This is a genomic window from Brevibacterium sp. K72, assembly GCF_050562175.1.
GTDB classification, from domain to species: Bacteria; Actinomycetota; Actinomycetes; order Actinomycetales; family Brevibacteriaceae; genus Brevibacterium; species Brevibacterium casei.
In genome coordinates this window covers 2,744,895-2,759,063 of the sequence record NZ_CP191582.1, presented here as the reverse complement: position 1 = coordinate 2,759,063, position 14,169 = coordinate 2,744,895, and the positions used below count along the sequence as shown (strand labels likewise).

14 protein-coding genes and 1 tRNA gene are annotated in these 14,169 nt (G+C 68.1%); 3 read left to right on the top strand and 12 right to left on the bottom strand.

Annotated features, from left to right (window positions below):
- Positions 1–118: 118 nt before the first annotated feature.
- Positions 119–191, bottom strand: a tRNA-Ala gene (locus ACQ1RG_RS12385).
- A 181-nt stretch (positions 192–372) separates the two neighbouring features.
- Between ACQ1RG_RS12385 and ACQ1RG_RS12380 the strand changes: the two genes are divergently transcribed.
- Both ACQ1RG_RS12380 and ACQ1RG_RS12375 read left to right on the top strand, forming a co-directional pair.
- Positions 373–1,581 (top strand): NAD(P)/FAD-dependent oxidoreductase, encoded by a 1,209-nt coding sequence (locus tag ACQ1RG_RS12380; protein WP_009375462.1) that lies wholly within the window; start codon positions 373–375, stop codon positions 1,579–1,581.
- Between the two features lie 8 nt (positions 1,582–1,589).
- Positions 1,590–2,312, top strand: coding sequence for an alpha-ketoglutarate-dependent dioxygenase AlkB (locus ACQ1RG_RS12375; protein ID WP_063249805.1), 723 nt, complete (start codon positions 1,590–1,592; stop codon positions 2,310–2,312).
- A 79-nt stretch (positions 2,313–2,391) separates the two neighbouring features.
- Here ACQ1RG_RS12375 and efeB read toward each other — a convergent pair whose 3' ends face one another.
- The 9 genes from efeB to ACQ1RG_RS12330 form a co-directional block, all read right to left on the bottom strand.
- Positions 2,392–3,642, bottom strand: coding sequence for an iron uptake transporter deferrochelatase/peroxidase subunit (efeB, locus tag ACQ1RG_RS12370; RefSeq protein ID WP_259788214.1), 1,251 nt, complete (start codon positions 3,640–3,642; stop codon positions 2,392–2,394).
- On the bottom strand, positions 3,642–4,793 hold the full coding sequence (gene efeO / locus ACQ1RG_RS12365; protein WP_259788213.1) for an iron uptake system protein EfeO: 1,152 nt from the start codon (positions 4,791–4,793) through the stop codon (positions 3,642–3,644). Before efeO ends, efeB begins: the two co-directional genes overlap by 1 nt.
- A 132-nt stretch (positions 4,794–4,925) precedes the next feature.
- A complete protein-coding gene (efeU, locus tag ACQ1RG_RS12360; protein ID WP_259788212.1) occupies positions 4,926–5,777 on the bottom strand; it encodes an iron uptake transporter permease EfeU in 852 nt (283 codons plus the stop codon).
- Positions 5,778–5,896: 119 nt separating this feature from the next.
- Positions 5,897–6,319 (bottom strand): cation:proton antiporter, encoded by a 423-nt coding sequence (locus ACQ1RG_RS12355; protein WP_259788211.1) that lies wholly within the window; start codon positions 6,317–6,319, stop codon positions 5,897–5,899.
- Complete coding sequence (locus ACQ1RG_RS12350) at positions 6,319–6,579, bottom strand: monovalent cation/H+ antiporter complex subunit F (protein WP_009375453.1); 261 nt, start codon at positions 6,577–6,579, stop codon at positions 6,319–6,321. Before ACQ1RG_RS12350 ends, ACQ1RG_RS12355 begins: the two co-directional genes overlap by 1 nt.
- Positions 6,576–7,004 carry a Na+/H+ antiporter subunit E gene (locus tag ACQ1RG_RS12345; RefSeq protein WP_162909019.1) on the bottom strand — a complete coding sequence of 143 codons (429 nt, stop codon included), beginning with the start codon at positions 7,002–7,004 and terminating at the stop codon, positions 6,576–6,578. Before ACQ1RG_RS12345 ends, ACQ1RG_RS12350 begins: the two co-directional genes overlap by 4 nt.
- Complete coding sequence (locus ACQ1RG_RS12340) at positions 7,001–8,518, bottom strand: monovalent cation/H+ antiporter subunit D family protein (RefSeq protein WP_009375450.1); 1,518 nt, start codon at positions 8,516–8,518, stop codon at positions 7,001–7,003. Before ACQ1RG_RS12340 ends, ACQ1RG_RS12345 begins: the two co-directional genes overlap by 4 nt.
- The gene (locus ACQ1RG_RS12335) at positions 8,515–8,847 is read right to left on the bottom strand and encodes a sodium:proton antiporter (protein ID WP_009375449.1); all 333 of its coding nucleotides are present in this window, start codon (positions 8,845–8,847) and stop codon (positions 8,515–8,517) included. Before ACQ1RG_RS12335 ends, ACQ1RG_RS12340 begins: the two co-directional genes overlap by 4 nt.
- Positions 8,844–11,894: a DUF4040 family protein gene (locus ACQ1RG_RS12330; protein ID WP_167560199.1), complete on the bottom strand. Its 3,051-nt coding sequence runs from the start codon at positions 11,892–11,894 to the stop codon at positions 8,844–8,846. Before ACQ1RG_RS12330 ends, ACQ1RG_RS12335 begins: the two co-directional genes overlap by 4 nt.
- Before the next feature lie 108 nt (positions 11,895–12,002).
- Between ACQ1RG_RS12330 and ACQ1RG_RS12325 the strand changes: the two genes are divergently transcribed.
- The gene (locus ACQ1RG_RS12325) at positions 12,003–13,133 is read left to right on the top strand and encodes a glycosyltransferase family 4 protein (RefSeq protein WP_259788210.1); all 1,131 of its coding nucleotides are present in this window, start codon (positions 12,003–12,005) and stop codon (positions 13,131–13,133) included.
- Between the two features lie 23 nt (positions 13,134–13,156).
- Here ACQ1RG_RS12325 and ACQ1RG_RS12320 read toward each other — a convergent pair whose 3' ends face one another.
- Together ACQ1RG_RS12320 and rsfS are read right to left on the bottom strand one after the other, a co-directional pair.
- On the bottom strand, positions 13,157–13,753 hold the full coding sequence (locus ACQ1RG_RS12320) for a histidine phosphatase family protein (RefSeq protein WP_259788209.1): 597 nt from the start codon (positions 13,751–13,753) through the stop codon (positions 13,157–13,159).
- Entirely contained in the window at positions 13,750–14,157 is a 408-nt protein-coding gene (rsfS, locus tag ACQ1RG_RS12315; protein WP_193338297.1) for a ribosome silencing factor, read from the bottom strand. The genes ACQ1RG_RS12320 and rsfS overlap by 4 nt, the downstream gene beginning before the upstream one ends.
- Positions 14,158–14,169: the final 12 nt, after the last annotated feature.

The window sequence follows — 14,169 nt, the reverse complement described above, 5'->3', positions numbered from 1 at the left end:
AGGTCTGACTGTCGCAACCACAGAGAACCCGTTGTCGCCGCTTCGAACCGTGATCTCTGTCGACAGAAGAGCAATGTGTCGCGACACCGTAGGAACGATGTCGCGACACTTCATGGGGTGGAGCTAAGGGGAATCGAACCCCTGACCTCTTCATTGCGAACGAAGCGCTCTACCAACTGAGCTATAGCCCCTGACAGGGATCAACTTTAGCCCCGACCACCCGTGTTGCACAAAATCACGTGACGACCGCCTCGGCGAAGCCTGGGGAGGACAGGCGGCCTGCGAGACAACCCACCATGTCGATCCGCTGTTTGACTCTCACCCCACGGCAGTACAGGCTGTGACTGACACCACTGTTGAGAAGGAGCGGACATGGCACAGGAATTCGGAATCGTCGTCGTCGGAGCCGGCATCGGCGGAGGTCAGGTCGTCGAGTCGCTGCGGAACGACGGCTTCGCCGGCACGATCGCACTCGTCGGCGCCGACCCCCTGCCCCCGTACTACCGTCCCGACCTGTCGAAGAAGCTCATGCTCGAGGACACCGACCCCGGCGATTCCGAGCTGCGCGGCGAGGACTGGTACGCCGCCCACGACGTCGAGACGTTCTTCGCCGACGCGGCCACGAAACTCGACACCGCGTCGCGGACCGTCACCCTCGCCTCCGGCGATGAGCTCTCCTACGGGCAGGCGATCCTCGCGACCGGATCGACCCCGCGCACCCTCGACGTCCCCGGCGCCGACCTCGCCAACGTCCACACGCTCCGCAGCGCTGGTGACGCCGTCGCCATCCGCTCTCAGTTCGGCGAGGGACGGAAGGTCGTCATCGTCGGCGGCGGCTGGATCGGACTCGAGGTCGCCGCTGCCGCCCGCTCCCACGGCTCCGAGGTCACCGTCGTCGTCCGCGACGCCCCTCCGCTCAAGGCCGTCCTCGGTGAGGAGATGGGGAGGTACTTCGAAGAGCTCCACGTCTCCCACGGGGTGACGTTCTTCGGCGACGCCGAGGTCACCGGCTTCACCGGCGACGGCGCCGTCGAGACCGCGCAGACCACGCAGGGAGACATCCCCGCCGATCTCGTCGTCATCGGCATCGGTGCCGACCCCACCGTCGACCTCGCCGAGGCGGCCGGGATCGACGTCGACAACGGCGTTCCCACCGATGAGCGGATGCGCACGAGCGAGGGCAACGTGCTCGCCATCGGTGACATCGCCAACGCCTTCAACACCCGACTCGACTCCCGCATCCGCGTCGAGCACTGGGACAACGCGGTGCGCCAGGCCGATGTCGCCGCCTCGACGCTCACCGGCGGCAGCGCCGTCTACGACTGGGAGCCGTACTTCTTCACCGACCAGTACGACCTCGGCATGGAGTACGTCGGCCACGGCTCCGGAGACGACGAGGTGACGATCCGCGGCGATAAGGACTCCGGCGAGTTCATCGTCTTCTGGACGAAGGACGGCACGCTCACCGCGGCGATGAACGTCAACATCTGGGACGTCAGCGACGAGCTGCGCGCCCTCATCGGCAAGCAGGTCGACACCGCGAAGCTCGCCGACGAGGCGGTGCCCCTCTCCGAGCTCTGAGCCCGGCGATGGACTCCCTCTTCGCCGACGACGCCTTCGATCGCGCGGCCCGGGTCGTCGCCCCGGGCGCGGTCTGGCTCCCCGGTTTCCTCGACGACGCGGCGCAGGCGTGGATCCTTCGGCAGTACGCGGCCTGGCGCGCGGGACCCGTCCCGGCACACGCGACGACGATCCGCGGGCACCCGATGAGCGTGACGACGATCGGACTCGGCTGGCACTGGCGTCCCGGCCGCTACGACCGGGAAGCCAAGGACGTCAACAACGAACGCGTCCTCCCGTTCCCCGACTGGATGACCCGGCTGGGACGTCAGGTCATCGCGGCCACCGCCGAGGCGGTCGCCGCCGACCCCGACTCCCCCAGCCCCGTACCCGCCTCCTGGGGTCTCGACCCGGATGCGTACTCCCCCGACGTCGCGCTCGTCAACTACTACGACGAGTCGGCGAAAATGGGCATGCACCAGGACAAGGACGAGCACGATCCCGCCCCGGTCGTCTCGCTCTCCCTGGGCGACTCGTGCACGTTTCGCTTCGGGAACACGGAGACGAAGAACCGGCCGTATGAGGACATCCGCCTCGCCTCGGGCGACGCCTTCGTCTTCGGCGGACCCGCCCGGTTCGCCTACCACGGGGTGACGCGGATCCACCCGGGAACGGCACCGGAGGCGGCACGGCTGAGCGACCTCGGCGGGGGCCGGATCAACATCACGATGCGCGCGACCGGACGGGACTGAGCACGCTGGCGCACCCACGCTGGCCCGGCGCGACTGATCTCAGCTCAGTGCTCGGGTACCCAGCACCCGGGCCCCCACCTCACGCGAACAGCGTCTGTCCGATCCACCCACCCTCGTTCACCCCGGGCGGGATCGCGAAGAGTCCCGACCCGGTGTGGAGGAGGTATTCGCTGAGCGCATCCTCCTTCGCGAGGCGGTTCTGCATCGGCACATAGTCGCCGGCAGGATCGGCAACGAAGGCGATGAAGAACAGGCCCGCGTCGAGGTTGCCCTGGGCGTCCGCGCCGTCGGCGTAGTTGTAGCCGCGCCGCAGGATCCGAATGCCCCCGTTCTGCTTGGGGTGGGCGAGATGGACGTGCGAGCTCGTCGGGATGATCGGGAGGTTCGCAGAGCCCGCCATCGCGAAGTCCGGCTCCGTGAACTCCTCACCCCCGGACAGCGGTGCCCCGGTCATCTTCGTGCGCCCGAAGATCTGCTCCTGGCCGTCGAGGCTCTCCCGATCCCACGTCTCGATGTGCATCCGGATCCGCCGGGCGACGAGGTAGCAGCCGTCGTCCATCCACGACCCGTCGCGCACCCACACATGCTCGCCCAGCGCCTTCTCCTCATCGGAGCGGATGTTCGCCGTCCCGTCCTTGAACCCGAAGAGGTTGCGCGGGGTCTCCTGTGCCGGCGATGTCGAGGCGGTGCGCCCGAAGCCGAGCTGCATCCACCTGGTCGAGACGATGCCGAAGCCCATCCGGATGAGGTTGCGCACCGCGTGGACGGCGACCTGCGGATCGTCCGCGCACGCCTGGATGCACAGGTCCCCACCGGTTCGCGCCTCGTCGAGGCGGTCGCCCGGGAAGTGCGGGAGCTCGATGAGACCCGACGGCAGCCGGTCGGCGATGCCGAACCGGTCCTGCCCGTCGGCGTCGGTGAAGAGGCTGCGCCCGAAACCGATGGTCACCGTGAGGTGCCCGGCGCTCAGTCCCTGCGCCTCCCCCGTGTCCATCGGCGGTGCGAACCGAGAGCCCCCGGCCACGCCGTCCTCGACGACGGGCAGTCCCCGGCTGAGGTTGGCCGCCGCGGCCGTCCACTGCGTGAGGAGGTCGATGAGCTCGTCCCGGTCGTCGGTGAGGACGTTGACGGCGGCGAAGCACATCCGGTCCTGCGCTTCGGTGACGATGCCGGCCTGGTGCCGCCCGTAAAAGTCGACGATGTCGTTCTCCGCCCCGACTGCCTCGGCGATCGGGTCATGGGCGAAGAAGCCCGCGGCGGCACCGGCGGCAAGTGTGCCCGCCCCGACGCCGAACATCGCGCGTCGGGAGACGCCTGGCCGGTCGGTCATCAGCCGACCACTTTGTCGGTGAGCTGCGACAGCGGCTCGGAGAGCGCGTTGACGGCGTCGGAGAGCTCCTTGACCTCGTCCTTGCTCAGCTCGGTGTAGAGGACGAAGCCCTCGCCCTTCCGGTGTCCGTCGAGGAGGGTCTGCAGATCGGCGAACCGGGTGCTCAGCGTCTCGTCGAGCTCCTTGTCCCGGGTGGCCAGCAGCGGCTTGAGATCCTCATACGCGACCCTGGCGCCGTCGACGTTGGCCTGGAAGTCCCAGAGGTCCGTGTGCGACCACGTCTCCTCCTCACCCGTGACCTTGCCCGTGGCGACCTCGTCGAGGAGCTCCTTCGCCCCGTTCGAGAGCTGATCGGGGGTGAACGTCATCTCACGGGTGCGATCGTAGAGGACCTTCGTGTCCTCGACGAGGAGATCGGCGTACTTCTCCCGGTCCGCGTTACTCAGCGCCGTGTAGCCGTCCTTCGGCGGCCAGAGGTCCTTCTCGAGCAGGTGCCAGCCCGTCCACTCCTGGCCGTCCTCGAGGTCGGCCTCACGCAGGTCGAGCTTGGGGTCGAGGTCGCCGAAGGACTCGGCGACGGGTTCGATGCGCTCCCAGTTCGTGCGCACCTTCGGGTAGAGTTCGCGCGCCTTGTCGTCGTCCCCGGCCTTGTACGCCTTCGCGAAGTCCTCGGTGCCGGTGAGCAGCTGCTCGGTCTGATCCTTGACGTACGCCGAGTACTGGGTCGTCGCCTGTTCGGCGAGCTGGGAGTCCTCGGCGCTGACCTGCTCACCGCCCTCACCCTTCGTCACCGTGAAGTCCCCGCGCAGTCCGTCGCCGACCATGCCCGGCTTGCATGCGGTGAAGTACTTGCCTTCGGGTGCGGTGACCGTCAGCGAGCGTTCGAGTCCCGGGGCGATGTTCTCGACCTCGCCGATGATCCGCAGCCCGTCCTCACCGAGGAGGTAGAACTCGGTGACCTTCGATCCTTCATTCGTGACGTCGAACTTCAGGGTGCCCGCCGGTGCCTCGGTGGCGGCGACCTCGCACGAGTCGTCGGTGCTCGTCACGGCGATCGCGCCGCCCTGGTCGGCGTTGGGCTCGCAGCCGGTGAGCAGCAGTGCCCCGCCGACGGCCATGACGACGGCGACGCTGGGGTTGAGGGTTCTCATATCCATCCTTGGGGTGAGTCTCCGCTGGCTGAGCGGAGGAGGTGACGGTCCGCAGGTCGCGGTCCGGAGCGGTGCGCCCGCGGTGGAGCGGGAGCGCGAAGCGTCGTCGGGAGCGGGCCCGAGGACGCGAGGTCAGGCGGTGGCTGCGGCCGGAGCGGCCGCGGGCTTCGGCGCGGACCGCAGTCCGCGGACGAAGAGCGTGCCGACGACGATGACGTAGAGCCACCACACGGTGAACTCCACCCAGGTCGTGGCCGGGGAGAAGTTGAAGATTCCCTTGAGGAGCACGCCGTACCAGCTCGTCGGCGGGATCGCCTCAGAGACGTCGAAGGCGAGCGAGTGGAGTCCGGGGATGATCCCCGCCTCCTGCAGATCGTGGAACCCGTAGGCGAGGACGCCGGCGGCGACGACGATGAGGAACGCCCCCGAGTACGTGAAGAACCGAGAGAGGTTGAGCCGGAGCAGTCCCTTGGCGATGAGCCACGCGAGGGCGACGGCGATGAGGATGCCCGCGACCGCGGCGAGCGTGAGACCGAGGGCGGACGCCCCCGCCGAGGCGTTCGCGCGGGTGGCCGCCCAGAGGAAGAGGGCGGTTTCGAGTCCTTCGCGACCCACCGAGAAGGCGCCGAGGACGACGAGTCCGATGAGCGGACCGTCGAGGGCCCTGTCAGCGGCCGTTCGCAGTTCGCCGGCGAGCCCTTTGGCGGTGCGCGCCATCCAGAAGATCATCCACGTGACGAAGCCGACGGCGATGATCGAGAGCGTGCCGCCGATGAATTCCTGGGCCTCGAACGTCAGGGTCGAGGGTCCGAAGGTGAGCAGGGCACCGAAGCCGAGGGAGACGACGATGGCCGCGGCGATCCCCCACCACATCGCCCGGATCTCCCGGGTGCGGCCGATGCGCCCGAGATAGCCGATGAGGATGCTGACGATGAGAGCGGCCTCGAGGCCCTCACGCAGGCCGATGAGAAACGTCTGGAACATGGCTGGCTTTCTGCTGAGATGGCGCGCCGGCGTCTGCGGCTCGCTCATCCTAGCATAAGGAAAGGCTCACCTAATCCTCAGCTGTCGGTGCGATGTTTCCGCTTCTCAGCTGCCGGTTCTCAGCCGTTCGGCCCGGACCGGTCGTCCTTCGTCACCGGCTCCGCATCCGCGGGGTCCGGGTCCTCGATCCCCTCCGGGGGCTGCGCCAGCCGGTTCGGCGAGGTCTTGCGGTAGATCGGCTGTCCCGAGAGCACGCTCGCGCGCGACAGCGTGTTGCTCGCGACCGAGGAGACGATGATGAGGCAGAGGATCGTGGCGAGGAGGACGAGCAGAGACGTGACGCTGAAGCCCTCGACGTAGAGATCGCTGACGTAGGCGGCCAGCGCGATGAGCGGCAGGCCGAGACCGGTGGCAGGAGAGAACACGTTGATCCGCGAGAGTGCGTCGCGGACCCGGAACATCGCCAGCGCAGAGGCGAGGACGATGAGGGAGCCGGTGATCCCGAAGACGCCGACGAGGATGGTTGCGGTGAGCTCATTCATCAGCGATGCCCCCTCGTGAGGATGCGGGAGAGCGCGATGGTGGCGAGGATGCCGACCATCGAGGCGAGGAAGATGACATCGAGGACGATCGAGGACGAGACATGGATCCCGATGATCGTGAGCATGCCGACCGCGCAGAAGTACACGAGGTCGCTGACGACGGCCCGGGAGCCGAGGTCCTTCGCGGTGATGACGCGGATGAGGCCGATGACGATGGCCACGGCGAGGATGATCGCACAGACGGCGACGATGACGGTCATGGTCTGCCCCTCTCTCCGGCCGAACCCGGGTCGATCCAGTTCGCCTCCACCTCGGCGACGCCCGAGGGAGGACTCTGCGGGGCCCGTCCCCGAGTCATCGCCAGCAGCCGCGACTCCATGTCGTAGAGGCCCTCGAGGGCGGCGTCCTCGGAGTCCTCGAACAGGGCGTGGACGAAGAGGACCGGCGGGGTCGTCGCCGTGCCGGCGGCGATCGCGGTGACGAGCGTGCCCGGGGTGATGGTGATCGAGGAGGCGAACAGGGTGACCTCGAGGTCCGTGCGGCACCGCAGCGGCACCTCGACGATCATCGGGTGGGCGTAGGGGCGGTTGACCCGGAACAGGTGGCCGACGACCTTCGCGGTGCCGACGATGATGGCCCAGAGGATAAAGAACACGTAGGAGAGGCCGTTGATCACGCGTCTCATGGTGTCGTCACCGCCTCGATGTAGTCGGTGTGGTCAAGGAGGCCTTCGGCGACGCGCGCCGTGACCTCGAGCAGCGGTTCGGGCCAGACGAAGATCGCCACGGACACGGCGATCATGATCGTCCCGGGCACGAGCAGGCGCGCGGGGATGCGCAGTCCGTCGGGGACCGGTTCGGTCGGTGCACGCCCGGTCTCCGCGGAGTCGGGCCGGTAGGACTGCATGGGCGGGCCCCAGAACGTGTTCCGCCACGTCCGCTGGAGGGCGAGCATCGAGATGAGCGCCCCGACGACGATCGCCGTGACGATCCACCAGCCGGCGGCGTCACCGACTCCGGTCGCCGCCCGGATGAGTCCGATCTTCGCCCACATGCCCGAGGTGGGCGGCAGCCCGATGAGGGAGAAGAGGCCGAGGACCATGAGCACGCTCGCCCACTTCTCCCGGCTCGCCAACCCGGAGAGCTTCTTGAACGATCCCGTGCCGTAGGTCTGCTCGACCGCGCCCATGACGAGGAGGAGCCCGGCCATCGTGATCATGCTGTGGACCATGTAGAACGCGCCCGCGGCGAGCGAGGCGACGGTGAGGAGGGCGACGCCGACGAGGGTGTGGCCGACGCTCGCGGTCATCTGGAAGGCGAGGACGTTGCGCACGCGGTTCTGCCCGAAGCCCGAGAGCGCGCCGAGGATGATGCTGAGCACGGCGATGACGACGATGAGGTTCGCCCACGCCGGCGGTTCCCCGTAGACGGTCGTGCACACTCGGTAGATCGCGTAGAGCGCGACCTTCGAGTGGAGACCGGAGAAGAGCGCCATCATCCCCGCCGAGGTGTTCGGGTAGGACCGTGCCAGCCAGCCGTGGAAGGGAGCACCGCCGGCTTTGACGAGCATCGCGAAGAGGACGATGCCGAGCGCCAGCGCTCCCTGCCCTGTGGGTGTGCCGAGCTGGGCGAGGACGGCGAGGTTGACCGTGCCGGTCGCACCGTAGACGAAACCGACCCCGATGAGCAGGATCGTCGAGGTGAGGAGGTTGACCATGACGAACATCCGTCCCACGCCGAGGCGGCGCCACGTTCCCGTGACCGCGATGAGCGCGTACGCGGGCAGGACCATGACCTCGATGAAGACGAAGAAGTTGAAGAGGTCGCCGGTGAGCAGCGCCCCGTAGACGCCGGTGAGCATCATCATCACCAGGGCCGGGACGAACCGGTACTGGTCCTCGCCGGTGTTGATGAGGAAGATGCAGCTCACGAGCGCTGTCAGGGAGGTGAGCACGAGCATGAGCGCTGTGAACGAGTCCGAGACGAACGGGATCGCCAGTCCCGGGATGTAGCCGCCGACGTCGTGGGCGATGACCGGGATCCGCTGGTGGAGGACGAGCAGACCGAGGCCGCTGAGGCCGACGAACGAGGGCACGGCGAGCAGGAGGACCCGGTCGAGGGTCCGGGAGGTGATGAGGACGCTGAGCGCCGAGGCGAGCAGCGGAAGGCCGACGAGGAGGAGCAGGAGCGATGAGTTCACGATTCGCGGACCTCCCCGGTCTCGGGGGCGCGCTTCTGGTCGTCGTCGTGGCCGAGCACGGCGAGGGCGAGCATGAAGATCGTCACCGCCAGGGTGATGACGATGGCGGTGAGGACGAACGCCTGCGGCAGCGGGTCCGCTGCGAGACTCTGGTCGCCGCGGCCGCTGAGCGGTTCGACCCGCCACGCACCGACGCCGGCCGAGAGGAGGACGAAGTTCGCTGCGTGCGAGAGCAGGGTGAGGCCGAAGACACCGCGGACCATCGACCGCTGCATCATGAGGTAGACGCCGCCCGCGGTGAGGACGCCGATCGTTATGGCCAGGATCATCGGGTCTCCCCCTCAGCCGTGGTCGGGGCTTCACCGCGGTCGAGCGGTGCGTTTCCGTCGAGGATGTGCGTCGTCGAGGCTCTCACCTTCCGGTCGGATCCGCGCGCGGCGATGCGGTCGCCGAGGCCGGGACGCTCACCCCTGATCGACTCCATCGGGCCCTTGAGCTCACCGTAGAGGAGTTCGTCGGCGCGTTCGCGGGTCCGCTCGACATCGCGGCGGATGATCCCGTCGGTGAGCACATCGTCGCCGGCCGGCGTCGCCGCGGAGTCGGAGACGCCGAGGAGGTTGAAGGAGAGGAGGATGAGCCCGAGGACGGCGAGGTAGACGCCGACGTCGAAGAGCAGGGACGAGGTGTACTTCTCACCGAGGATGTAGACCTGCATCGGCTCGAGGAAGGACCCGGCGACGACAAGGCCGAGGAGACCGGTGAGGATGGCGATGCCGATGCCGACGCCGATGAGGTAGAGCGGGGCGCGCGGCGGACCGATCGCCCGGTCCTTGGCTGTGGACATGTAGAGCAGCCCGATGACCGCGGAGCCGATGAGGGCGGCGATGAAGCCGCCTCCGGGCTCGTTGTGCCCGCGCCAGAAGATGAGCAGTGAGGTGACGACGAGCAGCGGACCGAGGACCTTGATCGTCAGCTGCAGGGGGATGACGTTGGGCCACGCTTCGTGGACGCCGCGGTAGGCGCTCGTGCCCTTCGGCCGCACGGTCACCCACGCCCGCCTCGGCGGCTCCGGGATGTTCTCCGCCGGAGGGTCGATGTAGCGGTCCTTGACCGTCGACATCACGGCGACGATCGCGATCCCGGCCATGCCGAGGACGGTGAGCTCGCCGAGCGTGTCGAGGGCTCGGAACTCGACGAGGATCGTGTTGACGATGTTGTGCCCGCCGCTGATCTCCGGGGCGTTCTCGATGTAGTACATGCCCACCAGCGACCGCTCCCGGCGCCCGTTGAGGGTGAGCGTGAGCAGGGTGACGGCGGCGCCGACGAGGATCGCGAAGACCGCACGGGTGGACTGGAGGCGCTTCGAGTACCGCCAGAACGAGCGCGGCAGCTTCTGGAGGACGAGCATGATGACGATGATCGTCATCGCTTCGACGAGCAGCTGCGTGAGCGTGACGTCGGGCGCCCCGAGCGCAAGGATCTGCACGGTCGCGAGGATGCCCACGGCGGAGAGGGAGACGACGGTGGTCAGGCGCGAGTGCGAGGTGCACACGACGAGGACGGCGATGGTGATGAGGACGAGGAGGACGACGTCGGGGGCCCGCCACAGGTTGTCCTGCAGCGGCGGCAGGTTCGGGAAGATCACGGGCACCGAGACGAAGGCGATGAGGGCGAGTCCGCCGAGGCTCGTCGCGAGGTAGGGTCCCGAATTCATCGGGCGCACGACGATGCTCAGCCCGCGGCCGATGCGGATGAGGCCCACAACAATGCCGTTGATGACGTCGGCGCCGTCGAAGCTCAGCCGCGCCCGGTGGAAGAACGCGAAGACCTTCGACCGGTTGATGATGAGGATGATGCCGATGGCGATGATGAGGGCAGAGGCGAAGAGCTCAGGGGTGAATCCATGCCAGAACTTCACATGGACCTCTTCGGGCTCACCGGGGATCGCGGCGGCGACGACCTCGGTGAGCGGGGTGTCGAAGACGAAGAGGACGAAGCTCAGCGGCAGGGACGCGACGATGGGCAGCCCGGCGGCGATGAGCATGACCGGTGAGGAGTGCCCGAGCTCGCTCTTCGTCACGGGTTTGCCGTCGATGAACGCGCCCCACACGGTCTTCGCACAGTAGGCGAAGGTGAGCACCGAGGCGGCGACGGCGATGATGAAGAGCATCCACCCGGAGCCGGGGACCTCGAAGAGCGCGGTGAACAGCGACTCCTTGGACACGAATCCGAGCAGCGGCGGGATGCCCGCCATCGAGGCGCACCCGAGCGCCATGACGGCGAAGGCGACCGGAGCCGGGCCGATGAGGCGCGGGATGCGGGTGAGCTCCCGGGTGCCGGCGAGGTGATCGACGACGCCGACCATCATGAACAGCCCCGACTTGAACAGCGCGTGGGCGATGACGTGGAGGGCGGCCGCGGCGATCGCGGCCTCGGTGCCCACGCCGATGACGGCGGTGATGAGCCCGAGCTGGGAGACCGTCGAGTACGCCATGAGCTTCTTCACGTCATGCTGGTTGAGGGCGAACCAGCCGCCGATGAAGGCCGTGATGAGGCCTGCTGACACGAGGATGACGTTCCATGCGGGGGTGGCGTGGAAGGCGGGCGAGAAGCGCATCATGAGGAAGATGCCTGCCTTGACCACGGCTGCCGCGTGGAGGTAGGCGGAGACCGGGGTGGCGGCGGCCATCGCATCGGGCAGCCACGAGTGGAACGGGAACTGCGCGGACTTCGTCATCGCGGCGACGGCGACGAGGACGGCGACGAGCGTCGTCACGGCCGGCTGGGTGGCCCACACATCGGAGACGAGGGCCTCGTGGAGGTTCGTCGTCCCCGTCGCCGCGATCGTCACGCCGACGGCGACGAGGAGGGTGAGCCCGCCGATGAAGGTGATGAGCAGGGTGCGCAGGGACGGTGCCTGTCCGGGCGAGCCGGAGCGGGCGATGAGGAAGAACGAGGCGAGCGAAGTCAGCTCCCAGCACACGAAGAGGACGATGAGGTCGTTGCTGAGCACGAGCGCGACCATCGAGAAGGTGAAGACGACCATGAGCCAGTAGAAGCTCGTCTCCCCACCTCCCCTGGGCAGGTAGGCCGTCGAGTAGACGAAGACGATCGCGCCGATGATGAGGGCGATGTAGGTGAAGACCACGCCGATGCCGTCGGCGCGCAGAGCGAGGTCGACGCCGAGACTCGGCACCCACGGAAGCGTCGCTTCGGGATCGGCCCCGGCCATCACCTCGGCGGCGGTGGGCGTGAAGAGGGCAGCCACGCCGAGGTAGGCCGCAGCCAGCGGCCATCCCGCGGCCCGACCGAAGAGGCGGGTGAGGAGAGGGGTGAGGACGACGAGGGCGGCGAGGGCGATTATCGTTAGGATCATGACCGGAGCCTCAGGGCTTCGGACGCAGGTGCTGGTTCCTTCACTCACTGGCCCTTCGTCGCGGCGAACGCTCACTTTCGAATGTTCAGACTATCGACTCGGAGTTCCATGAGCAAAAACTCAGACGGCCTTCAGACCTCCTCTCCCATCCGCGTCTTCTTCGATGCCCGGTTCACCCGGACCACCCACCACGACGGCATCTCCCGGTACGGATCCAGCCTGCTCGCCGCTCTGCTCGAGGCCACCGCGGGCACGGACATCGAGGTGACGGCGATCATCAGCGACGAGGCGCAGCTCGGGCTCCTGCCGCCGTGCCGGTGGGTGCGGCTCAACTCCCCCACGTCGCCGTCCGAGGTCGCCGTCGCACGCCGGCTCAATGCCCTCGGTGCCGATGTCGTGTTCTCGACGATGCAGGTCATGGGGTCGACGGGTCGCCGCTACGGGCTCATCCTCACCGTCCACGACCTCATCTACTACTCGCATCCGCTCCCCCCGGCCGATCTTCCCGCCCCTGTGCGCCTGCTCTGGCGCCTCTACCACATCAGCTTCGCTCCCCAGCGACTGCTGCTCAACCGGGCCGATGCCATCGCCGCGGTGAGTGAGACGACGAAGTCCCTCATCGCCGACCACCACCTCACGACCCGCCCGGTGACGGTGGTATCGAATGCCGCGGAGGTGAGTGTCACCGAGCCGCGGACGACGAACCGCGCGGGCGCAAGATCGCTGGTCTACATGGGCTCGTTCATGCCCTATAAGAACGTCGAATCGCTCATCCGCGCGCTCGAGCACCTGCCGGGTTGGACCCTGCACATCGCAAGCCGGATCGAGGGGCGCAGGGAGGCGCAGCTGCGAGCCCTCATCCCCGACCGGGCCAGGGTCGTCTTCCACCGTGGGGTCAGCGATGAGGAGTACGCCGATCTCCTCGCCGAGGCGACCGCCCTCGTCACGGCCTCCCGGGCGGAAGGATTCGGTCTGCCCGTCATCGAGGCGATGGCCAAAGGGGTGCCGGTGGCGGTCTCGGACATCCCGATCTTCCACGAGATCACCGGCGATGCCGCGGTGTTCTTCGATGAGGACGATCCGGCGTCGATCGCCGCTGCGGTCGGAGAGCTCACCGATGCGCGCACATGGGAGGAGACGGCTGTGGCGGGACAGGAGGCGTCACAGCGGTTCTCCTGGGACGCCTCTGCCGCGGCCCTCGTCGACCTCATCAGGACGGTCCACGCAGCGCGCAGATGAGCGGTGGTCGGCGTGGGAGCGTCTCAGACCGCTGCGGTCCCCCAGTGGCGCAGCACCCACGTGTCGCCGGTGAAGCCGAACTCGCTGTGGCCGCAGTTGCCGAGCACGGCGAGGCGCCCGGTTCCGGTCATCCCGAGCAGCTCCTCGGAGGCGGCGCGCAGCACGGCACCGTGGGCGACGATGACGATCGACTCGGCATCGGTGCCGGTGACGATGTCGGTGATGGCCCGGGCCACGCGGTGCCCGGATTCGGTTCGGGTCTCTCCCCTGGGCGGGCGCGTGTCGGCTCCGGAGATCCAGGCGTGGAGTTCATCGGGCCACGTCCGGGCGATCTCGTCCCGGGTCAGTCCCTCCCAGTCGCCGAACGAGGTCTCACGCAGCCGTGCGTCACGGCTGACGGTGAGTCCGACACGTTCGGCGAGCTGGTCTGCGGTCGCCGCGGCGCGCAGGAGGTCGGAGGAGACGATGATATCGGGGTGGAGTTCGGCGAGGGCGACGGCGGCGCGTTCAGCCTGTTCGAGTCCCACCGCGTTGAGAGCGATGTCCGACTGCCCTTGGAACCGCCGGGCGACGTTGTAGTCGGTCTGACCGTGTCGCCAGACGACGACGGTCTTCGTCATCGGACGTCGGTCTCGCCGGGCGTCTCCTCGGTCCCGGTCGCCTGCCCGGACGCGTCACCGAGTCCGACGTCGATGACCGGGACGTCCTTCCACAGACGCTCGAGGGCGTAGTACTCCCGCTGCTCGGACGAGAAGACGTGGACGACGATGTCGCCGTAGTCGAGCAGCACCCAATCGCCCGAACCTCGGCCCTCGCGGCGCAGCGGCTTGCGGCCGAGCTCCTTGAGCAGGGCCTCCTCGACACCGTCGACGATCGCGCCGACCTGCCGTTCGCTGTCGGCGGAGACGATGAGGAAGGCATCGGTGATGTAGAGGGTCGAGCTGACGTCGAGGGCGACGATGTCGGTGCCGAGTTTGTCATCGGCGGCCTTCGCGGCCGTCCTCAGCAGATCGGTGGTGTCCACGCGGTCCTTTCG

Coding starts and splice junctions, on each gene's coding strand:
- ACQ1RG_RS12380 (WP_009375462.1), top strand. CDS start 373: ATGGCACAGGAATTCGGAATCGTCGTCGTCGGAGCCGGCATCGGCGGA.
- ACQ1RG_RS12375 (WP_063249805.1), top strand. CDS start 1,590: ATGGACTCCCTCTTCGCCGACGACGCCTTCGATCGCGCGGCCCGGGTC.
- efeB (WP_259788214.1), bottom strand. CDS start 3,642: ATGACCGACCGGCCAGGCGTCTCCCGACGCGCGATGTTCGGCGTCGGG.
- efeO (WP_259788213.1), bottom strand. CDS start 4,793: ATGAGAACCCTCAACCCCAGCGTCGCCGTCGTCATGGCCGTCGGCGGG.
- efeU (WP_259788212.1), bottom strand. CDS start 5,777: ATGTTCCAGACGTTTCTCATCGGCCTGCGTGAGGGCCTCGAGGCCGCT.
- ACQ1RG_RS12355 (WP_259788211.1), bottom strand. CDS start 6,319: ATGAATGAGCTCACCGCAACCATCCTCGTCGGCGTCTTCGGGATCACC.
- ACQ1RG_RS12350 (WP_009375453.1), bottom strand. CDS start 6,579: ATGACCGTCATCGTCGCCGTCTGTGCGATCATCCTCGCCGTGGCCATC.
- ACQ1RG_RS12345 (WP_162909019.1), bottom strand. CDS start 7,004: ATGAGACGCGTGATCAACGGCCTCTCCTACGTGTTCTTTATCCTCTGG.
- ACQ1RG_RS12335 (WP_009375449.1), bottom strand. CDS start 8,847: ATGATCCTGGCCATAACGATCGGCGTCCTCACCGCGGGCGGCGTCTAC.
- ACQ1RG_RS12330 (WP_167560199.1), bottom strand. CDS start 11,894: ATGATCCTAACGATAATCGCCCTCGCCGCCCTCGTCGTCCTCACCCCT.
- ACQ1RG_RS12325 (WP_259788210.1), top strand. CDS start 12,003: ATGAGCAAAAACTCAGACGGCCTTCAGACCTCCTCTCCCATCCGCGTC.
- ACQ1RG_RS12320 (WP_259788209.1), bottom strand. CDS start 13,753: ATGACGAAGACCGTCGTCGTCTGGCGACACGGTCAGACCGACTACAAC.